The 24,217-nt window shown below is 70.7% G+C and carries 18 protein-coding genes and 1 riboswitch; of the genes, 9 read left to right on the top strand and 9 right to left on the bottom strand.

The window, feature by feature from the left end:
* Positions 1-637: 637 nt before the first annotated feature.
* Together STRBO_RS0105210 and STRBO_RS0105205 are read left to right on the top strand one after the other, a co-directional pair.
* Positions 638-1,498 carry a lipase family alpha/beta hydrolase gene (locus tag STRBO_RS0105210; protein ID WP_005481098.1) on the top strand — a complete coding sequence of 287 codons (861 nt, stop codon included), beginning with the start codon at positions 638-640 and terminating at the stop codon, positions 1,496-1,498.
* Between the two features lie 400 nt (positions 1,499-1,898).
* Positions 1,899-3,506 carry a peptidoglycan DD-metalloendopeptidase family protein gene (locus STRBO_RS0105205; protein ID WP_020113872.1) on the top strand — a complete coding sequence of 536 codons (1,608 nt, stop codon included), beginning with the start codon at positions 1,899-1,901 and terminating at the stop codon, positions 3,504-3,506.
* A 99-nt stretch (positions 3,507-3,605) separates the two neighbouring features.
* On the opposite strand, the gene pcrA is transcribed toward STRBO_RS0105205, so the two are convergent.
* Positions 3,606-6,122, bottom strand: coding sequence for a DNA helicase PcrA (pcrA, locus tag STRBO_RS0105200; RefSeq protein ID WP_005481103.1), 2,517 nt, complete (start codon positions 6,120-6,122; stop codon positions 3,606-3,608).
* 241 nt (positions 6,123-6,363) lie between these two features.
* Positions 6,364-6,537: riboswitch (cyclic di-AMP (ydaO/yuaA leader) on the top strand.
* Between the two features lie 9 nt (positions 6,538-6,546).
* Here pcrA and STRBO_RS0105195 point away from each other — a divergent pair.
* A complete protein-coding gene (locus STRBO_RS0105195) occupies positions 6,547-7,836 on the top strand; it encodes a C40 family peptidase (RefSeq protein WP_005481104.1) in 1,290 nt (429 codons plus the stop codon).
* A 26-nt stretch (positions 7,837-7,862) separates the two neighbouring features.
* On the opposite strand, the gene STRBO_RS0105190 is transcribed toward STRBO_RS0105195, so the two are convergent.
* Positions 7,863-8,216: a hypothetical protein gene (locus STRBO_RS0105190; RefSeq protein ID WP_005481106.1), complete on the bottom strand. Its 354-nt coding sequence runs from the start codon at positions 8,214-8,216 to the stop codon at positions 7,863-7,865.
* 628 nt (positions 8,217-8,844) lie between these two features.
* On the opposite strand from STRBO_RS0105190, the gene STRBO_RS0105185 reads away from it, so the two are divergent.
* The gene (locus STRBO_RS0105185; RefSeq protein WP_020113871.1) at positions 8,845-9,924 is read left to right on the top strand and encodes a C40 family peptidase; all 1,080 of its coding nucleotides are present in this window, start codon (positions 8,845-8,847) and stop codon (positions 9,922-9,924) included.
* 333 nt (positions 9,925-10,257) lie between these two features.
* On the opposite strand, the gene STRBO_RS0105180 is transcribed toward STRBO_RS0105185, so the two are convergent.
* Entirely contained in the window at positions 10,258-11,067 is an 810-nt protein-coding gene (locus STRBO_RS0105180; protein WP_005481110.1) for a LuxR C-terminal-related transcriptional regulator, read from the bottom strand.
* 107 nt (positions 11,068-11,174) lie between these two features.
* A complete protein-coding gene (locus STRBO_RS0105175) occupies positions 11,175-12,464 on the bottom strand; it encodes an ATP-binding protein (protein WP_005481112.1) in 1,290 nt (429 codons plus the stop codon).
* A gap of 165 nt (positions 12,465-12,629) precedes the next feature.
* On the opposite strand from STRBO_RS0105175, the gene STRBO_RS0105170 reads away from it, so the two are divergent.
* Positions 12,630-14,207: a PspC domain-containing protein gene (locus STRBO_RS0105170; protein WP_005481113.1), complete on the top strand. Its 1,578-nt coding sequence runs from the start codon at positions 12,630-12,632 to the stop codon at positions 14,205-14,207.
* 1,088 nt (positions 14,208-15,295) lie between these two features.
* On the opposite strand, the gene STRBO_RS0105165 is transcribed toward STRBO_RS0105170, so the two are convergent.
* Together STRBO_RS0105165 and STRBO_RS0105160 are read right to left on the bottom strand one after the other, a co-directional pair.
* Complete coding sequence (locus STRBO_RS0105165; protein ID WP_005481114.1) at positions 15,296-15,838, bottom strand: DoxX family protein; 543 nt, start codon at positions 15,836-15,838, stop codon at positions 15,296-15,298.
* Between the two features lie 449 nt (positions 15,839-16,287).
* Positions 16,288-17,565 (bottom strand): hypothetical protein, encoded by a 1,278-nt coding sequence (locus STRBO_RS0105160; protein ID WP_028796469.1) that lies wholly within the window; start codon positions 17,563-17,565, stop codon positions 16,288-16,290.
* A gap of 84 nt (positions 17,566-17,649) precedes the next feature.
* Between STRBO_RS0105160 and STRBO_RS43385 the strand changes: the two genes are divergently transcribed.
* Both STRBO_RS43385 and STRBO_RS0105150 read left to right on the top strand, forming a co-directional pair.
* Complete coding sequence (locus tag STRBO_RS43385; protein ID WP_158690970.1) at positions 17,650-17,937, top strand: hypothetical protein; 288 nt, start codon at positions 17,650-17,652, stop codon at positions 17,935-17,937.
* 113 nt (positions 17,938-18,050) lie between these two features.
* Positions 18,051-18,944 carry a DUF4429 domain-containing protein gene (locus STRBO_RS0105150; RefSeq protein WP_005481118.1) on the top strand — a complete coding sequence of 298 codons (894 nt, stop codon included), beginning with the start codon at positions 18,051-18,053 and terminating at the stop codon, positions 18,942-18,944.
* 44 nt (positions 18,945-18,988) lie between these two features.
* Here the strand turns inward: STRBO_RS0105150 and STRBO_RS0105145 are convergent, their stop codons facing one another.
* Positions 18,989-19,783 carry a class II aldolase/adducin family protein gene (locus STRBO_RS0105145; RefSeq protein WP_020113866.1) on the bottom strand — a complete coding sequence of 265 codons (795 nt, stop codon included), beginning with the start codon at positions 19,781-19,783 and terminating at the stop codon, positions 18,989-18,991.
* Between the two features lie 273 nt (positions 19,784-20,056).
* On the opposite strand from STRBO_RS0105145, the gene STRBO_RS0105140 reads away from it, so the two are divergent.
* Positions 20,057-20,539 (top strand): pyridoxamine 5'-phosphate oxidase family protein, encoded by a 483-nt coding sequence (locus tag STRBO_RS0105140; RefSeq protein ID WP_005481120.1) that lies wholly within the window; start codon positions 20,057-20,059, stop codon positions 20,537-20,539.
* 17 nt (positions 20,540-20,556) lie between these two features.
* Here the strand turns inward: STRBO_RS0105140 and guaA are convergent, their stop codons facing one another.
* Complete coding sequence (guaA, locus tag STRBO_RS0105135) at positions 20,557-22,137, bottom strand: glutamine-hydrolyzing GMP synthase (protein WP_005481121.1); 1,581 nt, start codon at positions 22,135-22,137, stop codon at positions 20,557-20,559.
* Between the two features lie 327 nt (positions 22,138-22,464).
* On the opposite strand from guaA, the gene STRBO_RS0105130 reads away from it, so the two are divergent.
* Positions 22,465-22,836, top strand: coding sequence for a chorismate mutase (locus STRBO_RS0105130; RefSeq protein WP_005481124.1), 372 nt, complete (start codon positions 22,465-22,467; stop codon positions 22,834-22,836).
* Positions 22,837-23,406: 570 nt separating this feature from the next.
* Here STRBO_RS0105130 and STRBO_RS0105125 read toward each other — a convergent pair.
* Positions 23,407-24,141, bottom strand: coding sequence for a hypothetical protein (locus STRBO_RS0105125; protein WP_237547588.1), 735 nt, complete (start codon positions 24,139-24,141; stop codon positions 23,407-23,409).
* Positions 24,142-24,217: the final 76 nt, after the last annotated feature.

Here is a 24,217-nt window from a genome sequence, read left to right as displayed (position 1 = left end):
AAACGACTACACCAACCCGTAACAGAACACAGCCTCATATGTCGCGCGAACCGCGCAAAACGTCCAGATCAGGCCTTCGGGTTCATGGAACACCTATCCACCCCACAGTCCGGGAAAGTGAACGACCGTTATCTCCAGCATCCCGCAACCGGCAGTTTCGCGGCCGAGGGCGAGGGGGAAATCACACGGTGGGACACGTTCGCCGCGCACTGCTCCCGGTTTCCGCGGCCCACGCGTCGCGGGGACCTAGGTGATCACGGAGGTGATCGCGGCATGCGGGCCGTTTCCGGACCGCCTGCCACAGGCCCCTGCGGCGTGCGCGCCACGGGGTAGCGTGCGCAAAGCAAGGAGAGTCGTCGGAAGGACGCCACACCGCCCCACCGCCGCGAAGTTGCACGGCGACGGGACGGACCGGCACCGGCAGACGGCGGAGGGCAGGGCAGCGGGGAGTCAGGAACGTCGCATCCCCGTCGCGCGATCGGCGCCTCAGGCGTCGTTCACGCACCGCATGTCACGCGCGCCACACGCATCGCGTGACGTCGCCTCGCACCCGTCGCCCGTCGGCCACGTCCGCGGCCCTTCACTAGGGCACACGGGGGGACAGAGGCGTCCACCCGTCTGCCGACGGGAGGTCGGCATGAAGGTCACCAGGGCGGTCACGCCCCTTCTTCCGCTCTGCGAGCGGCTGCTGCCCACGAGTCTGGCGGGCCTGTCCCTCGCCCTTCTCAAGGCGACCGCCCTGGAGTTGGCGATCTTCGCCGGACATATGCTGCTCTATCCGTCCGGAATGACCCAGGAACGCCGGACCACCCCCACGCTCCCCCCGGCGGACACCCCCCGGCTGCCCGCCGAGGAGAAGCCCCCGGTCCTCCTGCTGCACGGCTTCATCGACAACCGCTCGGTCTTCGTCCTGCTGCGCCGCGCCCTCGCGCAGCACGGCGGCCGACACCTCGAATCGCTCAACTACTCCCCCCTCACCTGCGACATCCGCGCCGCCGCCGAACTGCTCGGCCGACACATCGAGGACATCTGCGAACGCACGGGCCAGGAGCAGGTGGACGTCGTCGGGCACAGCCTCGGCGGACTGATAGCGCGGTACTACGTGCAGCGGCTCGGCGGTGACCTCCGCGTCCGTACGCTCGTCACGCTCGGCACCCCGCACGGCGGCACCCGGGCCGTGCCGCTGGCGGACGCGCACCCCATCGTCCGCCAGATGCGGCCGGGTTCGGCGCTACTGGAGGAGCTGCGGGAACCGGCGCCGGGCTGCCGTACGCACTTCGTGGCGTTCTGGAGCGACCTCGACCACGTGATGGTTCCGCTGGAGACCGCCTGCGTCGACCACCCGGACCTGATGGCACAGAACGTCCGGGTCACCGGTATCGGCCACCTCGCCCTGCCGGTTCACCCCGCCGTCGTCGGCGAAATACGGCAGGCCCTCGACAACCCGTCGACGGGCGCCCGCCTCACCGCCCGTCCCGGCGGCCTGACCGTCGCCTGAGCCCGCGGCCGCCGTCGGCAGCACAGTGACGCTCGCCACACGGTGCCAAAACAGGGACGCAAGACGCCAAACCCGGCGCACACCCGTGCGCCCCTGCCGCGCGCCCGAGTCGCGCCACTCCTTCCGGCAGCCACAACGCGCCCCACCTCCGGCCCGCCGCCACCCCGTGAAACGTCTCGCCCCCGTCGGCACGGGCGTCCCGTCACCCTCACACGACGGTCGACTATCGAACAACCTTCGAACGCAAGGCCAAAGTCGTACCCACAGACCGCCGAAAGACGCTCGAATGCCCGTTTCCTGCGCGCGTGAAACCCGTTGAAGATTGTCGCGCCCGCATACCGCCGGGTACAGTCACCGCACTGCTCTGCCAGCCCCTGTCGTCGAGGCGAAAGAGAAGTTGGTGAACGATCGTCATCCGTCGGGGACCGCAACACCCCCGGCTCCGGCTTCCGAAGCCGACCCGGCGCACTACGCGTCGTACGGCCACCAGGAAGCCTCCTATGGCGACTTCACCACGTACGGCGAATTTCCCGCCACCGGTTTCGACTCCGGTACCGGCGCCCACGCGACCGGCACCTTCGCGACCGACCCCCTCTTCGGTGACCTGCCGGGCAATGACACCGGCACGGGCTCCTACGACGCCTCGCAGTGGTCGACGGGCAACCACCGGACGCCGAACTACGACCCGTACGCCGCGCAGCACCAGGCCGCGTACGACACGGGCAGTTACGAAACGACGTCCTGGGCGGCGGGTTACGACCACCTCTCCCAGGTCCCGACGCAGCCGGCCGGTCCCGACGCCAGTGGCCAGTGGGACGCGAGCGGCTGGCTGCAGGCCGAACCGTCCGACGAGGCCGGCCAGTCGGGGCACACCGACCGGACCCAGCAGTGGGTCGGCACCCAGCACTTCGACACGGGCGCGTTCGACGCCACACAGTGGAACAGCGACGGCACCCCGGCCGACGACGAACACAGCGGCCCCGCCGAGGAGTCGTACGACCAGGACGGCGCGGCTTCCGAGCCGTACGAGGCACAGTCGCACCCGCAGACCGTCGTGGTGGACCTCTCGGCCGAGGCCACGGACTTCCACCAGCAGGCGACCGCGACCTTCGAGCAGATCGCCCCGTACGACCAGGACGAACACCCCTCCGCGGACGACGAGTTCGAGCCCGACGACGCGGACCGCGTCGCGCTCCTCGACGGCGAGGAGGAGGCCGCCCCGCCGGAGACGAGGAGCGCGGGCCCCGGCCGGGCGGCCACCCGCGCGGCCTCGCGGTCGCGCCGGAAGCCTCCGGCCAAACGTTCCGCCCTGCTGACCGTGGCGGTTCCGTCGGCCTGTGTCATGGGTGTCGCGGGGATCGCGGCGGCCTCCGTCGGCGCCACGTCGGACGACACGGAGACGACCGCGTCGGTCAAGTCGGACGCCACCGCCGTGAAGCCGTCCATCGCCAACAACCAGCTCGACACGCAGCTGGAGAGCCTTTCGGCCGAGGCGGACGACTTCGCCGACCGGGCGAGCCGGACGCAGGAGCGCATCGACCTCAAGGCGCAGCAGGAGCTGGAGCAGAAGAAGGCGGCGGCCGACGCGGCCCGCAAGGAGCGGCTGCGGCCGAAGTTCGCACTGCCGGTCGCCCAGCGCGGACTCAGCGCGTACTACGGCCAGTCCGGCGTCAACTGGATGTCCCTGCACACCGGCATAGACTTCCCGGTCTCGTACGGCACCCAGGTGATGGCCGCGACCGACGGCACCGTGCGCACCCAGTGGAACAGCGCCTACGGCAACATGGTCATCGTGACCGCCAAGGACGGCACCGAGACCTGGTACTGCCACCTCTCCACCTACAAGGTCGCCTCGGGTACGACCGTCAAGGCCGGCGACCCCATCGCCTACTCCGGCAACTCGGGCAACTCGACCGGCCCGCACCTGCACTTCGAGGTCCACCCTGCGGGCGGCTCCGCCATCGACCCCCTGCCGTGGCTGCGCAGCCACGGGCTGGACCCGACGTAACGGGCGCCGTAGCGGCCACCGTTACGGACAGCGAGAACGAAGACCAGGCCCCTGCCGAACGCAGGGGCCCGAGGTGTGTCACGCGGCGACCGACCGCGGCTACAGCTTCTCCACCGGTGCGTACCGCAGCAGCAGCCGCTTCGGCTTGGTGTCGCCGAAGTCGATCGTCGCCTCCGCGTTCACGCCCGTGCCCCCGACGCCGACGACCGTGCCGAGGCCGAACTGGTCGTGGGTGACGCGGTCGCCCACGGCGAGCGAGACCACCGGCTTCTCGTTGCTGCGGCGGGTCGCGAAGCCGGACGCTCCGGAGGCCGAGGAACGGGAACGGGACGACGACAGCGAGGACGCGATCCCGGAGGCCGGGCCCGAGGACACCGGCGCGGAGGCACCCGTGCGCTTCCACTGCAGGTGTGTGGCCGGGATCTCTTCCAGGAAACGGGACGGCGGGTTGTACGAAGGCTGACCCCATGCGCTGCGGAGGGTGGACCGGGTGAGGTAGAGCCGTTCCCGCGCGCGGGTGATGCCGACGTACGCGAGGCGGCGCTCCTCCTCCAGCTCCTTGGTCTGGCCGAGGGCGCGCATGTGCGGGAAGACGCCGTCCTCCATGCCGGTGAGGAAGACGACCGGGAACTCCAGGCCCTTGGCGGTGTGGAGGGTCATGAGCGTGATGACGCCCGAGCCGTCCTCCTCGTCGTCGGGGATCTGGTCGGAGTCGGCGACCAGCGCCACCCGCTCCAGGAAGGCGGGGAGCCCGACGGGCGTCGCAGCCGCCGCCTCGCCCTCACCCTCGCCTTCCGCGGCCGTGGCCTCCTGCTCGAACTCCAGCGCGACGGCGGCGAGTTCCTGGAGGTTCTCGATGCGGGTCTCGTCCTGGGGGTCGGTGGAGGCCTGCAACTCGGCCAGATAGCCGGTCCGTTCGAGGACCGCCTCCAGGATGGTCGCCGGTCCGGCCCCGGACTCCACGACGGTCCGCAGATCCTCCATCAGCGTGTTGAACCGCTTGACCGCGTTCGTCGACCTGGCCGCCATGCCGTAGGCCTCGTCGACGCGCTTCAGCGCCTGCGGGAAGCTGATCTTCTCGCGCTGCGACAGGGCGTCGATCATCGCCTCCGCGCGGTCGCCGATGCCGCGCTTGGGGACGTTGAGGATGCGGCGCAGCGGGACCGAGTCCTCCGGGTTGGCGAGGACCCGCAGATACGCGAGGACGTCCCGGACCTCCTTGCGCTCGTAGAAGCGGACGCCGCCGACGACCTTGTAGGGCAGGCCGACGCGGATGAACACCTCTTCGAAGACACGGGACTGGGCGTTCGTACGGTAGAAGACGGCGACGTCGCCGGCCTTCGCGTCGCCCGCGTCCGTCAACCGGTCTATCTCGTCGGCGACGAACTGGGCCTCGTCGTGCTCGGTGTCGGCGACATAGCCGGTGATCTGCGCGCCCGCGCCCGCGTTCGTCCACAGGTTCTTCGGGCGGCGGGACTCGTTGCGCTCGATGACCGCGTTGGCCGCGCTCAGGATGGTCTGGGTGGAGCGGTAGTTCTGCTCCAGCAGGATCGTCGTCGCGTCCGGGTAGTCCTCCTCGAACTGGAGGATGTTGCGGATGGTCGCGCCGCGGAAGGCGTAGATCGACTGGTCGGCGTCACCCACGACGCAGAGCTCGGCAGGCGGTACGTCCCACTCGTTGGGCGGCACGTCCACGGGGTGCTCGGAGGTGCCGACAAGCTCTCTGACCAGGGCGTACTGGGCGTGGTTGGTGTCCTGGTACTCGTCCACGAGGACGTGGCGGAAGCGGCGGCGGTAGTGCTCGGCGACGTCGGGGAAGGCGCGCAGCAGATTGACCGTCGTCATGATCAGGTCGTCGAAGTCGAGCGCGTTCGCCTCGCGGAGGCGGGACTGGTAGAGCGCGTAGGCCTGGGCGAGGGTCTTCTCGAAGCCGTCGGTGGCCTGGGCGGCGAAGTCCTCCTCGTCGATCAGCTCGTTCTTCAGATTCGAGATCTTGGCGCTGAAGGACTTGGGCGGGAAACGCTTCGGATCGAGGTCCAGATCACGGCAGACGAGCGCCATCAGGCGCTTGCTGTCGGCGGCGTCGTAGATCGAGAAGGAGGACGTGAAGCCGAGCTTCTTCGATTCGCGCCGCAGGATCCGTACACACGCGCTGTGGAAGGTCATGACCCACATCGCGTTCGCGCGCGGTCCGACGAGCTGCTCGACGCGCTCCTTCATCTCGCCCGCGGCCTTGTTGGTGAAGGTGATCGCGAGGATCTGGCCCGGGTGGACGCGCCGCTCGCCGAGCAGGTGCGCGATGCGGTGGGTGAGCACCCGGGTCTTGCCGGAGCCGGCTCCGGCCACGATGAGCAGGGGCGAACCCGCGTGGACCACGGCCGCGCGCTGGTTCTCGTTCAGCCCGTCCAGGAGGGCCGCCGCGTCCAGGGCGGGGCGGGGGGCTCCGTCGCGGTAGTACGCGTCCCGGTCCGGGGGCACGTCGAACTTCCCACCGAACAGATCGTCCGGAAGCGGCTCCGGTACGTGATCGTCCTCGGGTGGCGGCGGGGGCTCCTCCGCGTGGCCGCGGGGGGCCTGGAGGTCCGCCAGGAAGCTGTCGTCAAAGAGGCTGCTCATCGCTCTCCGAGTCTAGGCGCCCGCACTGACAGCGAGAGGCCGCCCCGAAAAGTCCGTCCCCGCCACCTACCGCGACCGCCGTGCGACGGTGAGCGATCGAGCTTACCGTTCGTCGCGCCGAAGAGGCTAAGGTCACGAAAACGTATCGGGCATATCGCACATCAACCTTCACACGGGCCACACGAGTTGGCTAACTTTTTCTTCTGGGCCGTACGACCCAACCGGCGAACGTCGCCGGGCCGCACGACCTCCGCCGAGTCCGGTATGCCTCCCCGAGGCGCCCGGAGCCGGGGACCCACCGTTATCCGGGGTGAATCGACCCGACCGCCGCGCGCGGCGAGGGCCGTAGGGCAAACCTTCCGAAGCTTGCGCCCGAACCCGACAGCTAACTCGGTAGGCGGACAACGGAAGGAGACGCCGCACCATGGCGCCGCACCGCAAGCCGCGTCCGGCCGGAACGCGCGCGGGCATACGCACCCCCGCTCTCGCCACCGCCGCCCTCACCTCGGTGGCCCTGCTCTCCCAGTCGGGCAGCGCCACGGCCGCGCCCTCGACCGACGACAAGCCGAGCCTGGAGGAAGTCGAGAAGAAGGTCGACGCCCTCTACCGCCAGGCCGGTTCGGCGACCGAGAACTACAACCCGGCCAAGGAGAAGACGGGCAGGCAGAAGAAGCAGGTCGACACCCTTTTCGACGGCGTCGTCAAGCGCACGGAGAAGCTCAACGAGGCCCGGGAGGAACTCGGTTCCCTCACCGCGGCCCGGTACCGCACGGGCGCGGCGGCCCCCGACCAGGCCTCGCCGCTGCCGGCGGACGACCCGCAGGGCTCCTTCGACCGGAGCCAGTTGACGGACCGGCCGGCAGACCGCCCGCAGGAGGCCGTCGGCACGTACGTCACCGAGCAGTCCGAGGCGGCGGATCAGCGCCAGGAGGCGAGCGACAGCCTCGAACAGCTCACCGCGTCGCAGAACAGGCTCAAGGCCGGCAAGGCCAAGGTCCAGGCGAAGCTCGCCCAGGCCCGTGAGCTGCTCGCCGCCCTCACCGCCGAGGAGAGGGCCCGGCTCGCCGCGATCGAGCAGCGCGAGCGGGAGGAGGCCGACCGCAGGGCGGAGGAACTCGCGCGGCAGCAGGCGGCACGGGCGACGACCGTGGAAACGCGGGAAGCCCCGCCTGCCCTGGAGAGGCAGGGATCACAGCCAGGCCAGGGGCCGCAGGTAGGCCAGGGGCCGCAGGGCACCTGGGAGGACACGTCCACCGGCACGGAGACGTCCATAGGCACGGGCACGTCCACCGGCACGGAGACGTCCATCGGCACCACCTCCGGGACCACCGTCCCGGCCGAGGACCTCACCTACGCCACGAAGGCCGACAAGGCCATCGCCTTCGCCCGCGCACAGATCGGCAAGCCGTACGTCTGGGGAGCCACCGGCCCCGGCTCCTACGACTGCTCCGGGCTCACCCAGGCCGCCTGGAAGGCCGCCGGCGTCGATCTCCCCCGCACCACCTTCGACCAGCTCACCGCCGGCACCACGGTCCCCCTCTCCGACGCCAGGCCCGGCGACCTCGTCTTCTTCTACGACAACATCGGCCACGTCGGCCTCTACATAGGCAACGGCATGATGATCCACGCCCCGAAGCCGGGCACCTACGTCCGCGAGGAGACGGTCTTCTACGACGCCGAGTCGTCGGTGCACAGCGTGGTGCGGCCGGCGTAGCCGCACGGTCGGCCGGGGGCGCGCCGTCAGGTCCAGAGCACCGCGATGAAGATGTTCGCGATGGTCAGCGCGCCCACCAGGCCGAACAGCGGCTTCTCCACTGTCTCTTCGTCCCGTTTCACATAGACCAGCCCCAGGATCACGATCAGCAGTGCGAGTTTGACGCCGATCTTGATGTTGTCGACGGGCTGGTCGTCCGCCTGATTGAGGCCGACGAGGAGCACACCGGTGACGAGCATGGTGAGGGCGCCGTGGAGCATCGCGGGGACGAAGCGGGCGGTGCCCTGACCCATGGCCTTCATCTGGGTCAGGAAACCACCCAGGAGGGAGGCGATGCCGATGATGTGGAGGGCGACGAGGATGTGGATGAGTACGTCCATGCGCGGAGCCTAATGAGGGGTCTGCGGCAGGCCGGGCGTGGGGGGCTGTGCCAGGCCGGGCGCGGGGCCGCTCCATCTCAGGGGGAACGGGGACCTCACGCGGCCTCCGGGGGTGCCATGGCCTTCCGAAGATCTCCGGCACGGAGTTCGTCGGCACGGAGTTCGTCGGCACGGAGGCTTCCGGCACGGAGGCTTCCGACACGATGGCACCGGCACGATCGCCTCCGGCGAGGTGCTGACGATCTTGCATATATGCGCCGCATAGCATCGCCGCACTCCCGGCAGGTCCGAAATGACCGTATCGGTCATCGCGCAGCGTGAAGTCGGCGATGCCAGGACGAGATCACGGTCACATACGGTCACCTCGCGGTCGGTGCACGTCACTTCCGTACAACGCGTTACCGTGCCCTCACGCCCAGGTTTAGCGTCCTCCCTCAGGTGCCCGGCTCCCCACCGCCGCCCGGCCAGGGGCGGCAGTCGGACACCACCGCCGAGAAGGTCCGGCGGCGGCCCGCTCCCCCTGTGCGGGCCGCCGCCGGACGCGTCACCGCTCCCCCCAGGCGGTCCGTACGGTCGGACGATGTCCGTACCGCGGACGGCGGTCGTACGGAGAGGACATGGACTCCACGTGGCAGCGCACCGCAAGCCCAGACAGCGCTCACTCGGCGGCCACACGGTCCGCACGGCCGCGACCTTCGCACTCGCGGGCGCGGCGACCGCGACCGGCTTCGACGGCACCGGGCACGCCGACCCCCAGCTCACGCCCGACCAGGTCAGGGCGAAAGTGAACAAGCTGTTCCAAGAGGCCGAGGTCGCCACCGAGAAGTACAACGGCGCGAAGGAGAAGGCCGACACAGCCCAGGAGAACCTCGAAGAGCTGCGCGACCAGGCCGCCCGCCGCACCGAACGGCTCAACTCGGCAAGGGACGAGCTGGGTTCGCTGGCGGCGGCGCAGTACCGGCGCGGGGGCATCGACCCTTCCTGGCAGCTCGCGCTCTCCGCCGACCCTGACCAGTACCTGGACGGCGCCGCCCTCGCCGAGCGGGTCGGCGGCCGGCAGTCGGCGGATGTGGCGAGCGTGCGGAAGCAATTGCTGGAGATCGAACGGCTGCGCGGGGCCGCTCGGGTCGAACTGGGCACGTTCAAGACCCGGCAGACGGAGCTGAAGCGGCACAAGAAGACGATCACCTCGAAGCTGTCCGACGCACGGCAGCTGCTCGGCCGCCTCACCAGTGAGGACCGGGCACGGTTCGACACCGCGGGCGGCAGCCCGGGGCACGCCTCCCGCTCCTCCGCCTCACCCCGGCGCGACCTCACCGGCCCGGTCTCCCCGGCCTCCGCCACCGCCGACGCCCCCGACTCCCGCGCCGCAGCGGCCGTCTCCTACGCCTTCTCCAAGCTCGGCAGTCCGTACGTCTGGGGCGCCACCGGCCCCAACGCCTTCGACTGCTCCGGTCTCACCCTGGCGGCCTACCGCGCCGCCGGTGTCTCCCTCCCCCGCACCACCTACTCCCAGATCAACGCCGGCCGCCGCGTCTCCCGTTCCGAACTCCTCCCCGGCGACCTGGTCTTCTACTACTCCGGCATCAGCCACGTGGGCATCTACATCGGCAACGGCCAGATGATCCACGCCCCGAACCCCTCCGCCCCGGTACGCGTCGCCCCGCTCGACGAGATGCCGTACGCGGGGGCCACAAGGGTGGCCTGAGCGGACGCCTCCGGCCGGGCGAGACGGAGCTGACAGGGCGGGACGGAGCGGACAGGGCGGGGCTGCTGCCTCGCGCTGATGGGCGGCGTCGGGCGGCTGCCGGACGCCAAGGCCTGGATGTCCGGCGGCACGGGCGGTCCGGCAGCCCAGGCCAGCTTCCTGCTGGCCGAGGGCTCGGGTCAGCGGGTCAGCAGGTCAGCGGGTCAAGGCGAGGTCGACCACCGAAGGCGCGCCACTCGACCGACCTGGCGCCCGCACCATCAGAGCCAGAGCCAGAGCCAGGCCCAGAGCCGATGCCTGCGCTGGTGCCGAGGCGGCACCGGTGCCCACCCCTCACACCAGGCGTCGTGCCGTCGCCCACCTCGTCAGCTCGTGCCGGTTGGAGAGCTGCAGCTTCCGCAGTACGGCGGACACATGGGACTCCACCGTCTTCACCGAGATGTAGAGCTGCTTGGCGATCTCCTTGTACGCATACCCGCGGGCGATGAGACGCAGCACCTCGCGCTCGCGCTGGGTGAGACGGTCGAGGTCCTCGTCGACGGGCGGGGCGTCGGTGGAGGCGAAGGCGTCCAGGACGAAGCCTGCCAGGCGCGGGGAGAAGACTGCGTCACCCTCCTGCACCCGGAAGATGGAGTTGACGAGATCGGAGCCGGTGATCGTCTTGGTGACATATCCGCGCGCACCGCCCCGGATCACACCGATCACATCCTCCGCCGCGTCCGACACGGACAGCGCGAGGAACCGGACGGGCTGTTCGGCGTCCGCCATCAACGCAGAACAACGGCGCAGCACTTCGACGCCTCCCCCGCCGGGCAGATGCACATCGAGGAGCACCACCTCGGGCCGCGTGCTCGTGATCACCGAGACCGCCTGGTCGACGTCGGGTGCCTCCCCGACGACCTCCACACCCGTACGGTCCGTCTGCCCGATCTCGGCCCGCACTCCCGTACGGAACATCCGGTGATCGTCCACCAGCACGACCCGGACGTACCGCCCGGCCCCGGAGACGCCGGCTCCGGCCCCGCCTTCGGTCGCAGCGGGCTGCCCGGCCGTGGCGGACTTCCCAGGTGCGGCGGTCACGCCGGCATCACCGTCCGTGGTGGTCGCGGCGGGCGTATCGGGGCGGCCGGACCCGCCGGCCACGCCCGCAGCCGCATCCGTGCCTCGCGCGGTCGCATCTCTCTGGCCCCCGTCCGGGTCAGTGCCCGAACCGCCCTGTGCGGCAGTGTCGTTCGCCCCGCTCGCGTCACTCATGACGTCGTCTCCGCCCTCTCCATCTCCAACTCGACCTCCGTGCCGCCGTCCGGTACGGCGCGGAGCCGTGCCGTGCCTCCGTTGCGCTCCATGCGGCCGATGATCGATTCTCTGACGCCCATGCGGTCGGCGGGTATCGAGTCGAGATCGAAGCCCGGACCTCGGTCGCGGACGGACACGAAAACCGTCGTTCCCTCGACCTCGGCGAAGACCTGCACGGCGCCGCCCTCGCCACCGTACTTGGCGGCGTTCACCATCGCCTCGCGCGCGGCCTGCATCTGCGCGGTCAGTCCTTCGTCGAGGGGGCAGTCCCCCACGACGACCACCTCTATGGGGACGCCGTGCTTGTCCTCGACCTCCGCGGCGTTCCGCCGCACGGCCTCGGCGAGGGTGTCCGGCTCGTCGTCCTCGTCCTTTCCTGTGCCCTCGGGTTTGTACAGCCAGTTCCGCAGGTCGCGCTCCTGGGCTCGGGCGAGGCGGCGGACCTCGTTCGGGCTGTCCGCATTGCGCTGTATCAGTGTCAGCGTGTGGAGCACCGAGTCGTGGACGTGGGCCGCTACCTCCGCGCGCTCCTGGGCGCGGATACGCATCAGGCGCTCCTCGGAGAGGTCCTGGGTCATACGGACGAGGTACGGCCCGGCCAGCAGCGTTATACCCACGAGGACCGCGAGCGCGGCCTGCAGCACCGAGCCCAGGTGGGCGGCCGAGCCCTGCAGGACGAATATCCCGGACACGCCCGCGGTGACCAGCAGGACACCGGCCACGGAGCGGAGGAGCGTGATCGTGCGCCGCCGTCGGCCGACCTCGGCCCAGCGGGCGCGCCGCGCGTTGTCCGCCTGACGCCAGACCAGGGCGACACCGGCCGCGACGAGCACGGTCGGCCAGAGATACGCCCGGGCGGCCTCGCCGAGGTCCACATTGCCGACGAAGACCATGGCCACGACGACCATGAGGAGGAGGGCGACTATCTGCCCGCGGTCGGGTTTGCGGGCCACGAGTCTGCGGCGGCCGTCGGGCGAGGTCTCGGTGGCGATGGCCGGCGGCCGCTGATTGTCGACGCCTCCCACACCGAGCGGGACGAAGAACCAGAACGCCGCGTAGACCAGAGCACCGAGACCGTCCGCGAGAAAGAGGCCGGCGAACACGAGCCGCACCCAGGTCACGGGCAGCCCAAGATGTCCGGCGAGCCCTCGCGCCACGCCTCCGAGCCAGCGTCCGTCGCTGCTGCGGTAGAGCTTGCGCGGGGGCCGCGGAGTGTCGACTGGCAGTGCTGCGGCTTCCGGCATGCCACGATATTCACACGCACGGCGGATCGAGGCATCAGGGTCGGTCCCCGAGACGTCCCTGATCTTCGGCCCAGGCGTGATCGAACACATCCCCGTACGGATATCAGGGTTCGACCAGGGTCGTCCCGACTGCCATCCGACCGGCTCGGCGGTCACGATGGACGCATGACGGATCACCAGCACGCGGCAGCGGAGCCGGGCCCCGGCTCGGGTCCGGACGCCCGGCGGCCCATGACCGAGCCGCAGGACGCCACGCCCTCGCCGGGCACAGGCGCAGAGGGGCCGCGCGCACACGGGAGCGCGGACACGGGCCGGCAGGCGCGCACGGGTGCGCGGACAAGCGCGGGTGCGCCTGCGGATCGATCGGCCTCCGCCGGCCCTCACGGAGCTGCCGGCCGCTCCTCCCCCGGAGCGGAAGACCCGTCCGCTCCTGGCGCGGCGGGGCGCCCCGGCCTCGACGATCCGGCGGACGGGCCCACCGCTCCGCACAAGTTCCGCCGCGACCGCCAGCACAAGATGCTGGGCGGTGTCTGTGCCGGGCTCGGGCGTCAGTGCGACATGGATCCGGTGATCTTCCGGGTGGTGCTCGCGGTGCTCGCCGCGACCGGCGGCTTCGGCCTCATCTTCTACGGCTTCGCCTGGCTGTTCATACCGTATGACGACGAGGAGGAGAACGAGGTACGGAAGCTGCTGACCGGCAGGGTCGACGGCCAGGCCCTCGCGGGCGTGCTCTTCGCGCTGGTCGGCTGTGGTGTGTTCCTCACCATGCTGAGCAACACGACCGTCCTGACCTTCTCCGTGGTCGTCTCCTTGCTCTTGGCCGGCGCGGGGTACTGGTCGCAACAGCGCGGAGCCCCTGACCCCGATCCTCTCGCCGCGCAGGCCGTCGCCGACGCCCCACCCGAGGCCCAGGCCCCGCCCGTGGCGTCCGCCTACCCCTCCTGGTGGCGCGACCCGATCATCAAGGACGGAAAGCATGTGGGCGGCACGGGCTATCTGTGGGGGCCGTGGACGACCGGCGACCGGGACATGGCGGCAGCGGTCAACATCGCCGGGGGATACATGCCCTCCCGCCACGACATACGCGCCGCGCGCCCGCCGAAGCCGCGCGGTCCGCGCTGGACAGGAGGCTGGATACTCCTGCTCGCTCTGCTCGCCGGCGGACTCGGCACCGGAGCGACCTGGGAGTACCAGGCTCTCGCCACCAGCCTGCAGACCGGCCTGGCATGCGCGCTGACCGTGCTCGGCCTGGGTATAGCCCTGAGCGCCTTCCTCGGCCGCACGGGAGCGGGGTCGATCTTCCTGTCCCTGGTCACCGCGGGACTCCTGGCATGCACGACGGCGCTCCCGGCGAACATCAGCACCGACTGGGTCCGTACGGAGTGGACACCGCGAAACATGAAGAGCGTGGCGCCCCGCTATGAGCTGGGGACCGGCGTGGGCACGCTGGACCTGTCCGGAGTGGACATACCGAAAGGAGAGACGCTGACGACGAGCTTGGGGCTGGGCGCGGGCAAGGCGAGGGTGGTGGTCCCACAGGACGTCACCGTGCGTCTCGACGTCGAAGTGGGCCTCGGTGACATCCAGTTGCCAGGTGACGACAAGGAGGACGTGGACGTGGCACCGGACAAGAGCGATCGGCTGACACTGTCCCCCGAAAAGGGTTCGGACAGCGGCGGCACGCTCACCATCGACCTCGAAGTCGGTCTGGGACAGGCGGAGGTGGCCCGTGCTGCGTCATGAGTTCCGCCCGGGGAAGCTCATAGCCGGCCTCTTCCTCACCGCTGCGGGCGTCGTGTATCTCGGCGACGCGAGAAACGCCTGGGAGATCCCTTGGTTCGCCGTGATACCCCTCGTGATCGGGGGGCTATGTCTGGCGGGGGCGGTGGGTCTCTTGAACCACGCGATACGAGGACGCGGGACGTCAGAGCGGACGCGGCCGACGGCACCCACGGCACCCACGGCCCCGACGGGGCCGACGGGGTATGGGGGTGCGGCGGGGCCGTCCGGAGTGGCGAAGAGTGCGGGGGCGACTGGGCCCGGGGGTACGGCCGACTCGGGGGAGTAACAGGACCAGGCGGTTCTGCGGGGTGAGTCTTCCTGGGCGGCCGGGGATGGGACGGGGATGGCTGCCGCTGCCCGGCGTGCACGGAGGTGCGCAAGGGCCGCCGGGCGCGCACGGATAAGTCGGAGTTACGAGGGTGGCGGCCTGCGAAAAGAGACGCCGAGAGGGGCGGGCTGCAGTCGGACAGGGGGCGCCGGACGGGCGTGGCGACGGGCCACGGGCCACGGGCCGCGGGCCTCGGGCCACGGGGCGGTCGGTACGACGGGGTCGGCGCAGCGAAGGGCTAACTCGGAGAGCTTGAGAGGAGGGCAGGTGGGCGGCGTCCTGGGCGCGGCGCGCGGCGGTTTGTGGGCAGCCGTGGCTAGACGTGTCTGGCTGGGGGCGCCACCGGCCCGGGGTGGAGATTGGCTGGGGGCACCACCGGCCCGGGGAGAAGATGGCGCTCTGCTGCCAGGCCGGCCAAGACCGCAGTGCAGGCGGGACGAGGTCGTGGGGCGGTCATGGGCCGGGCGCCGCAGACTGGTGGCGGGGCGATCAAGAGCCTGATCCGGCTCGCGCAGAGGCCCCACCCATGCCTGGCGCAGGCGGGCCCAGCTGGGGTCACTGGGGTGTTGAAGGCAGGTGCCGGGGGCGTGCCCTGTGCCGGGGTGGTGAGAGCGAGCAGCAATGACCAGACGGCCGTTGGTGATGCCGTTGGTGATGCCGTGCTGGCGCAAGCTCTGCTGGGTGGCTTCGGTGAGCCGTGGGCGTGGTGGTGCCGTGGGGCTCAGTGGTAGGCGCCTGCGCGGTGCCTGCTGCCGGCGTGGCGGCGGGAGCGGATGGCCGCGTCCACGGAGAGGGCCGGGGCGCCGGCGAGGATCAGGGGGATCCAGGCCATGAGGTAGGGGAGGTCGTTGCCGTAGTAGTACGGGGATGCCGACCAGCTGACTGTCAGCCAGAGGCTGAGGGAGATCAGGGCCCCGCCGAATGCGGCGAGGCGGGTGAAGAGGCCGAGGAGGGCGCCGATACCGACGGCGAGTTCACCGATGGCGATGGCGTAGCCGAAGCCGACGGGGTTCTTGAGGGCCATGTCGATCATCGCTGGGATGGCGGAGGAGTCCCTGGTGGCGCTCATCATGTCGCCGATGGAGCCGGAGCCGGAGGCTGACATGAACGCGCTGTCGGTGAGTTTGTCCAGGCCGGCGTAGATGAAGGTGATGGCGAGGAAGACGCGCAGGGGCAGCAGGGCGTAGCGGGAGGCTGTGTCCCGCCAGTCGGGGCCACCGTCGAGGTAGGGGGTGTGGGAGTCCGTGCGAATGCCGTGAGTCATGGTCTGCGCCGCCTCTTGTCCGCCGTGCCGTTGACCCCTCGACAGACGATACGTTCGGAGGGGTGGGGGTGCTCAATGGTTAGGGCGTGTTTTTCCGGGTCGGGGTGGCTTGTCGGGGTCGGAGTGCGGCCTCGTGGGGCCCTTCCTCCGCCCTCGCCGCCCTTACCCGTCCCACTTCCCAGCCCAAGGGGCTGCGACCCTTGCATCCCTCACCACGCTCACCTAGCGGCGCCCGGCCCGGCCCCGCCCCATCGACGTCACCACAGGTCGTCGACCGGCCCAATCGCCGAGCCCCCACCCCACCGGCCCAGGCCGACCACGTCACCGGCTTGAGCTGAGGTCACCCGTGAAAACGAGACCCGGCATCCGGCACCCGGCACGCGGGCTGCCCAGCACGCGGCCGCCGGCGCCCGTCTCGTCGCCCCCTTCCCCCTCCTCTTGTCGGTCGCTCAGTCCGCTGAGACCTCGATCGTGTAGCGGTTGGTCTCTACGCCGGCGGCTGTGACGACCTGGACGTCGACCTTGCCGGGTTCGACGTCGGCGGGGACGGGGGCGGTGAGGACGGCGTCCGTGGGGTTGCTGAAACCGCCGGCCACGGGGACGAGGGGGACGTGGACATGGACGGCTCCGATGCGGACGACCATGCGGGAGAGGTGATCGGCGGACTGCGCGCCGGGTGGGACGAAGCCGGCGCCGCGGATCTCGATGTCGTCGCCGTTGCGGATGGGGGCGTCGAGGTCGCCGGCCTCGCGGGCGCGGACGACGGACAGGACGACGGGACGGCCGCCCTCGGCGTATTTGCCCGCGACGTAGGTGGCGGCGGAGACCAGGACGAGGAGGGCCAGGCCCCAGGGGAGGTCCGGGAGTTGGTCGGGGCGACGGGCCAGGCGCACCGCCGCGAAGGTGAGGGCGACGGTGCAGATGATCACGTACTGGATGTCCGTGAAGCTGCCTCGGCCGGAGTCGTCGGTGAGGAGGTCGGCGGCGCGGGGGCGGTGGGCGCGGACTTTCTGGAGGCGTTGGGAGAGGATCCGCAGGCCGACGACGCGGCGGACCAGGACCGCGATACCGCAGACCACGGCCAGGACGGTCACGATGCCCGCGCCCCGGGTGAGGTCGAGGCCGGCGATGAGGGCGTCACGTTCCCGGTGGTCGGAGGCGGCGGCCAGGCGGCCGACGAGGACGAGGATCGCGAAGACGACGAAGAGCACCCAGGCGGCCGCGATCGCGCGGGAGGTGGAGAGACGGTTGTCCTCGCCGATGACGGGGGCGAGGGCGCCGCCGCGTGCCCGGTGCAGATATCCGGCGCCCGTCAGTGCCGCACCCATCAGCAGGGCGGCGAGCAGTCCGGCGGTGCGGGCGACCGTCCAGCCCGCGCCGATCGCGGTGAGGGACTGGATGAGGAGGAGGGTCACGACCGCGGCCCAGACGACGACCGCCGTGCGCAGCCACAGGCGCCCGAGCCAGGCCTCGCCCTCGACGCGGCCTCGTTCGGCGACGAGGGCCGCGGACTGGGTGAGTTCGTCCGAGACCCATTGGCGCGAGGCGGACACGGAGTGCGCGACGGCCGCCGGCAACCCCTGCCCGGACGCGAACTCCTCCCGCTTCAGCAGGAACTCGGCGACCGCGCGCCGATGTCCCGCACGCGCCCCGTGCGGGCAGTCCCCGCACGTGCACCCGCCTTCATGGGCCGCGCCCATGCCCCCTCTCGCCTCCTGCACCGCCATGCCCGAGCCCGCCTTCCCGCACCGCGTCCGCCTGCGCGACCGCGTCTCTCGGCATTCGCCGCCGTTGTCATTGCCATCTTCGTCATGGCCACCGTCGCCATGGACACCGTCATCATGACTGCCGTCAGTACCGTTGTTGTCGTCCACCGTTCGCCAACTCAGTACCGTTGCCGTCGCCGTTGTCGCCGCCTTCGACGACGCGGTAACCGTGCCGCCGCCAGCGCCTTCATGAACGGCTCCGAGCAGGACTTCGTGAGCGCGGACCTCGTGAACTTCGTGGACGTCGTGGACGACTTCACAGCCTTCGCCGGGCCTCGCATGTACGTCCGCTCGCTCCCACAGCCGTGCGGCCGTACAAATGCCCTGCGATGACAGCGAATTGTGCCGTACGGAACACGGACCGCATCCAGCAGGGCCACTCCGCGCAAGACAGGGGCGGGGTGAAGTTCCGGTGCCCGTGTTGACCCGGCTGGGAGAATCTCTCCATGGCCGAGATCATCCAGCGGGACGGGGCCTGGTCCTTCGACGGCAGCACGGTCCGGATCACGCCGGGCCTGCACCGTTCCGTGGCGCTGTTCCGGCAGACGTACGGGGAGATCGCGGTGCCGCTGGAGGCGGTGTCCGGTGTCGTCTACGAGCCCGAACGCAAGCACGGGCGGCTCCGGTTGCGGCTTCGTGAGGGCAGTGATCCGCTGCTGCAGGCCACCGGGGGGCGGCTGCCGGACGGAGCCGATCCGTACCGGCTGACGGTCGATCTCGACCGTTCGGGGATCGCCGAGTACGTGGCCGAGGAGATACGGCAGTCCATGCTGCTGGAGCAGACACCGAAGGAGCCCGCCACGGTCTATCTGCTGCCCGGCCCGCCCGTGCCGGTGTCCGTGCGGTCCAGCGACGGCACGGTGTCGTTCGACGGTATGCAGGTGCGGATCGACTGGAACGACACCTCCGACCGGGTCAAGCGGGCGACCGGCCCGCGGATCATCGACGTCGGCGAGCTGGTGCAGGTCGAATGGCTGCCCAACTCCGGTTACGAGGACGGGTTCCTGCGGTTCGTGACGCGTGAGACCGTCTTCTCCAAGCTGCCGCCGGAGCGGGACCCGTACGCCCTCGATCTGTGGGGCAGCACCCGGCGCGACCTCCTCACGGCACTCGTCGCCACGGCGGTCACGGCACGGCTTCCCCATCCGTCCACCCGCGGCGCCGCCGCCCGCCCGGACGCCTCCCGGCCCACGCAGTCCGCCGTCGAGCCACCACCCACCCCTGACCACCACGACGTCCTCCTGCGTCGCCTCCGTGAGCTGGGCGAACTCCACCGCCAGGGTGTCCTGACGGACGAGGAGTTCGCCACCACGAAGGCGGTCGTACTGCGCGACTTCTGACCCACCCGGACGGGCCCGGACCTCAGGGCCCCGGGCGGGCCCCGTCAGCTCAGCAGATCCGGCTCGCTCCTGCTGATGTCCTGCCACAGCGGCTGATAGTTGATCCATGCCACCAGATCGCCGCCCGCCTGCTCCCGCGTCGCCGCGGCCAGCCGGTGTTCGATCAGCAGGGGCCGGCCCGCCGCCTTCGCGGTGAGCTGCACCTGGGCCGAGCGTTCCATCGACAGGAACCACCACGCCGCCGCGTCGACCGAGTCGCCGACCGTCAGCAGACCGTGGTTGCGCAGCACGAGGGCCTTGCGGCTGCCGAGCACGCCGGCGATGCGGCGGCCCTCGTCCGCGTCCACCGCGACGCCCGTGTAGTGGTCGTAGAGCGCCTGGTCCTCGTAGAACGCGCAGGACTCCTGGGTGATCGGGTCGAGCAGGTCGCCGAGCGCGGCCAGCGCGCGGCCGTGCACGGAGTGACAGTGCGCGACCGCGACGACGTCGGGGCGGGCGGCGTGCACCTGGGCGTGGACGGTGAAGGCGGCCTGGTTCACGTGGTAGCGGCCCTCGATCACCTGCCCTTCCTGGTTGGCGAGGACCAGGTCACTCACCGTGACGTGCTTGAACGGCATCCCGAACGGGTTGACCCAGAAACAGTCGCTGAACTCGGGGTCGCGCGCGGTGATGTGCCCCGAGACGCCCTCCTCGAACCCCATGCGCCCGAAGATCCGCAGGGCCCCGGCCAGGCGTTCCTTGCGGTGTCGCCGCTCGTCCTCCGCCGACTCGTGCATCGGCGGCATCGCGAACCGGAGCTGGTCGGTGGGTAGGGGCAGGGGCGGTGTGGGCCCGTGCATGTGTCCTCCAGGGTGACTTCCTTTACGAATCGGAAGTTACCGTCGGTGCCCCTGGCAGAACAGGCCCGTCCCGTGAAGAGAGTGCGCAACCGTTACGCAAGTCACGGAAGCGCGCCACACCGCACACCGTTCGCTCGGGTCGAACCGCCGTCGTTCATCGCTCGCACGTCGCTGTACATCGCTCGCACGTCGCTGTACATCGCTCGTAAGTCGCTGTACGTCGCTCGGGGTAACCGGACAGTGGTTGTCGGGTATCCGCGCGAGACTCGACGTATGCCGGAGAATCTTTCGAACTGGGGCGCGTTCGTCGCCGCCGAACCCGCACTCGGACAGACCGTCGAGGCGCGCTTCGGCGCCTTCACCCATCACGTCCTCGCCACCCTCCGCCGGGACGGCTCCCCGCGGACGACCGGGCTGGAGGTCCGGTTCGTGAACGGCGAGCTGTGGCTGGGGATGATGCCCGACTCGCTCAAGGCGCTCGATCTGCGGCGCGACCCCCGTTTCTCGCTGCAGGCCAATCCGGGCCCGGGCACGGAGATGGGCGGCGGTGACGTGCGGGTGAGCGGGCGGGCGGTCGAGGTCGAGGATCCCGCGGTCAAGGCGGCGTACGGCGAAGAGGTGGAACCGCCGGAGCCGTTCCACCTCTTCCGCACCGAGCTGACGGAGGTCGTGCGGACCTACGTCGAGGACGACACGTACCTGGTCGTCCAGGTCTGGAAGCCCGGAGAGCCGGTGCGGACCCTCAAGCGGACCTGAGCCCGGTCAAAAAGGGCTCACTCCCACTCGATGGTGCCCGGGGGCTTGCTCGTCACGTCGAGGACGACCCGGTTGACGTCCGCGACCTCGTTGGTGATCCGGGTCGAGATCTTCGCGAGGACCTCGTACGGCAGCCGGGACCAGTCGGCCGTCATGGCGTCCTCGGAGGAGACCGGGCGCAGGACGATGGGGTGGCCGTAGGTGCGGCCGTCGCCCTGGACGCCGACGGACCGGACGTCCGCCAGCAGCACCACCGGGCACTGCCAGATGTCCCGGTCGAGGCCGGCGGCCGTCAGCTCCTCGCGGGCGATGGCATCGGCGTCGCGGAGCAGGTCGAGTCGCTCCTTGGTGACCTCGCCGACGATCCGGATGCCGAGGCCGGGGCCCGGGAACGGCTGGCGCTGGACGATCTCCTCCGGGAGCCCCAGCTCCTGGCCGACCATCCGGACCTCGTCCTTGAAGAGCTGGCGGAGCGGCTCGATCAGCTTGAATTCGAGGTCTTCCGGCAGACCGCCCACGTTGTGGTGGGACTTGATGTTGGCCGTGCCGGTGCCGCCGCCGGACTCGACGACGTCCGGGTAGAGCGTGCCCTGGACGAGGAAGGCGACCTCGGGGCCCTCGTCGGCGATGATCTCCGCCTGCGCCTGCTCGAAGACGCGGATGAACTCGCGGCCGATGATCTTCCGCTTCTGCTCGGGGTCGGAGACCCCGGCGAGCGCCTTGAGGAACCGCTCCTCCGCGTCGACGACCTTCAGCTGGACGCCGGTCGCGGCGACGAAGTCCTTCTCGACCTGCTCGGTCTCGTTCTTGCGCATCAGACCGTGGTCGACGTACACGCAGGTCAGCTGGGAGCCGATGGCCTTCTGCACGAGGGCCGCGGCGACCGCGGAGTCCACACCGCCGGACAGGCCGCAGATCGCGCGCTTGTCACCGACCAGCTCGCGGATGGCCTCGACCTGCTCCTCGATCACGTTGCCGGTGGTCCAGCTCGGGGTGATGCCCGCTCCTCGGTAGAGGAAGTGCTCCAGGACCTGCTGGCCGTGCGTGGAGTGCATGACCTCCGGGTGGTACTGGACGCCATACAGCTTCTTCTCGTCGTTCTCGAAGGCGGCGACCGGGACGACGTCGGTGGAGGCGGTGACGGAGAAGCCCTCGGGGGCGGCGGAGCAGGCGTCGCCGTGGGACATCCAGACCGACTGCTCGTCGGGGGTCCCCTCGAAGAGGGTGCTGCCGGACTTGGCGACATGCAGGGGCGTACGGCCGTACTCACGCGCCCCCGTGTTGTCGACGGTGCCGCCGAGGGTGGTGGCCATCAGCTGGAAGCCGTAGCACATGCCGAAGACGGGGACACCGGCCTCGAAGAGCGCGCGGTCGAGGCGGGGGGCGCCCTCGGCGTAGACCGAGGAGGGGCCGCCGGAGAGGATGATCGCCGCCGGGTTCTTGGCGAGCATCTCCGCGACCGGCATGGTGCTCGGCACGATCTCGCTGTAGACCCGGGCCTCGCGGACCCGTCGGGCGATGAGCTGGGCGTACTGGGCGCCGAAGTCGACCACCAGGACGGTGTCGGGGACGGCGGCAGCGGGGTTCGCTGATGACACGGGGTGCCTTCCGGCGGTGGGGCGGGGGTCTGTGTGGTCGAGTCTACCGGGGTGCGCCCCGGCGGAGCGGGCCCACGGTGGGCTCCCCCCGGCCCCCGGCCCCCGGCGCAGAACCGAGCCGGAACGGGCCGTGGCATACTGGCGCCCATGCTCACGCACCCGACCTTCCTCTTTACCTATGGCACCCGGTCCGCCGGCTGCCATGGTCGTGTTGCTTGAGTCACTGACGAGCGACTTTCCCAGGCGCCCCGGACCGACAAGGTCCGGGGCGTCTGGCGTTTCCCGGTCCTGCCGCCCCGGGAGCCTCTTCCGACCAGGAGCCTCCCCATGACCACCACCGCCGCCGCCACCACCGCCATCACCGCCGCCACCTCCACGACCGCCAACACCGCCGCCACGGCCACGACCGCTGCCACCACCTACGCCACCGACATCACCGGCGCCCGTACCTCCGAGGCCGCCGGCGTGATCACCGGTGCCCGTGAGCGCATCGACGCGCTCGACGACCGGATCATCGGCCTGATCCAGGAACGGGTGGCGGTCTCCACCGTGATCCAGCGGGCCCGGATCGAGTCCGGCGGCCGCCGGGTGAACCTCTCCCGCGAGATGGAGGTCCTGGGTCACTACAGGGACGCCCTCGGCAAGCCCGGCACCGCGCTCGCCATGACGCTGCTGGAGCTGTGTCGGGGTCGCATCTGACCGGCGCACGTACATACGCCTGCCCTCTCACCCGTACGGCGCGTGACCGTCGCCCGCCGCGCTTCGTTGGTGTCGGTGTCCGTGCCAGCCAGGTCCGGACCCGAAAGAACCACGCGTGGCTCCGCTGGAGCGATGAGGCGTACGGATCGTGCCGTGCGCCGTGGGACCTCGCTCCAGGGTGGTGACCGGACGGCAGGGGACAGCAGCCCGGTCACACGAGAGAACGGCCGGCTCCGGGGACGCCCGGGGCCGGCCGGCGGAAACCTGTCCGAGGGTGGCCGGAACGGTTGCGGAGGCCGTCGCCCCGCCTCACGACACGGAAACAGGACACTGAAGAACAGAACGCTGCAGAACAGGACACCGCGGAACAGGACACCGTCGACCGCCCCTGGTCGACACCAGGCGCACACCCCCGGTGCGCCGGGTGCAGCCCCCTCATTCACCATCCCGACACGCGGCGCGACCCCCCGGTGCCGCTTCGGGGCACCGGCGCCGCCCTGACGCCGGTGCTGACGCAGAAGGGCCCCGCGACTTCCGTCCCGCGGGGCCCTTCGTCACGCCGTGGTCCGCTCAGCCGGCGGCCTTCTCCAGCTTCGCGACCTGTGCGTCGATGATCGCGTCCGGCACCTCGGCCTTGTCCGCGTCGAGCATGTTCATCGAGTAGAACCCGATCAGCGTCGAACCGCTGCGCACCACCGTGAAGGACATCGGGATCTTGGCGCCCTCGATGTCGGCCTTCAGCTTGTACGCGACGGCCTCGTCGCCCTGCTTCGGGGCGGTGCGGGCCTCGACGTCGGTGTACTTGTTGCCGACGTGCTCGTACCCGTCGCAGTTCTCCGTCGCCTCGCGCAGATCGGCCATGACCTTCTCGGCGTCGCTCTCCTCGTGTGCGGCGAGGGCGAGGGAGATGACGCTCGCGGAGAGCTTGTCCTCGGAGGTGACGGTGCGTCCGGCGCGGGCCTTCGGCTGCGGGTCCGAGGTGAAGTTGAACATGTTCGCGAGCGGCTGGCAGGCGGCCGGGTTCGCGGGAACGGGCACGGCGGGCATGTCCTCCGCGGGCATGTCGGCGATCTTGTAGCCCTTCACGTCCCCCTTCGCGAGGGCCGCCTCCTTCAGCTGGGCCTCGGTCAGCGCGGCCTTCCCGGCCCCGTCCTGCCCGTCCTGCCCGCCCTTCGCGTCCCCGGCGGCCGACGGCTTCGCCTCCGCGTCCTTGGCCTCGTCGCCGCCCCCGCCGCACGCCGCGGTGAGCCCCAGCGCGGCCGCGACCGAGACGGCCGCCACCGCCCGCGACACCTTCGATCTCATGTCCCCCACCTTCATGTCCCCCACCCTTACGGCTTTTCTCGCATGCCTCACAGAGGCCTCACAGGCCACATCAGAT

The organism is Streptomyces bottropensis ATCC 25435, assembly GCF_000383595.1.
GTDB lineage: Bacteria > Actinomycetota > Actinomycetes > Streptomycetales > Streptomycetaceae > Streptomyces > Streptomyces bottropensis.
Note: the sequence above shows the minus strand (reverse complement) of the source record. Positions and strands in the feature narration are given on the sequence as shown.

What these genes read in the sequence shown, in the direction of transcription:
- STRBO_RS0105210 (WP_005481098.1), top strand. Translation starts at nt 638, where the DNA reads ATGAAGGTCACCAGGGCGGTCACGCCCCTTCTTCCGCTCTGCGAGCGG.
- pcrA (WP_005481103.1), bottom strand. Translation starts at nt 6,122, where the DNA reads ATGAGCAGCCTCTTTGACGACAGCTTCCTGGCGGACCTCCAGGCCCCC.
- STRBO_RS0105195 (WP_005481104.1), top strand. Translation starts at nt 6,547, where the DNA reads ATGGCGCCGCACCGCAAGCCGCGTCCGGCCGGAACGCGCGCGGGCATA.
- STRBO_RS0105190 (WP_005481106.1), bottom strand. Translation starts at nt 8,216, where the DNA reads ATGGACGTACTCATCCACATCCTCGTCGCCCTCCACATCATCGGCATC.
- STRBO_RS0105175 (WP_005481112.1), bottom strand. Translation starts at nt 12,464, where the DNA reads ATGCCGGAAGCCGCAGCACTGCCAGTCGACACTCCGCGGCCCCCGCGC.
- STRBO_RS0105170 (WP_005481113.1), top strand. Translation starts at nt 12,630, where the DNA reads ATGACGGATCACCAGCACGCGGCAGCGGAGCCGGGCCCCGGCTCGGGT.
- STRBO_RS0105165 (WP_005481114.1), bottom strand. Translation starts at nt 15,838, where the DNA reads ATGACTCACGGCATTCGCACGGACTCCCACACCCCCTACCTCGACGGT.
- STRBO_RS0105160 (WP_028796469.1), bottom strand. Translation starts at nt 17,565, where the DNA reads ATGGCGGTGCAGGAGGCGAGAGGGGGCATGGGCGCGGCCCATGAAGGC.
- STRBO_RS43385 (WP_158690970.1), top strand. Translation starts at nt 17,650, where the DNA reads ATGGCCACCGTCGCCATGGACACCGTCATCATGACTGCCGTCAGTACC.
- STRBO_RS0105150 (WP_005481118.1), top strand. Translation starts at nt 18,051, where the DNA reads ATGGCCGAGATCATCCAGCGGGACGGGGCCTGGTCCTTCGACGGCAGC.
- STRBO_RS0105145 (WP_020113866.1), bottom strand. Translation starts at nt 19,783, where the DNA reads ATGCACGGGCCCACACCGCCCCTGCCCCTACCCACCGACCAGCTCCGG.
- STRBO_RS0105140 (WP_005481120.1), top strand. Translation starts at nt 20,057, where the DNA reads ATGCCGGAGAATCTTTCGAACTGGGGCGCGTTCGTCGCCGCCGAACCC.
- STRBO_RS0105130 (WP_005481124.1), top strand. Translation starts at nt 22,465, where the DNA reads ATGACCACCACCGCCGCCGCCACCACCGCCATCACCGCCGCCACCTCC.
- STRBO_RS0105125 (WP_237547588.1), bottom strand. Translation starts at nt 24,141, where the DNA reads ATGAGATCGAAGGTGTCGCGGGCGGTGGCGGCCGTCTCGGTCGCGGCC.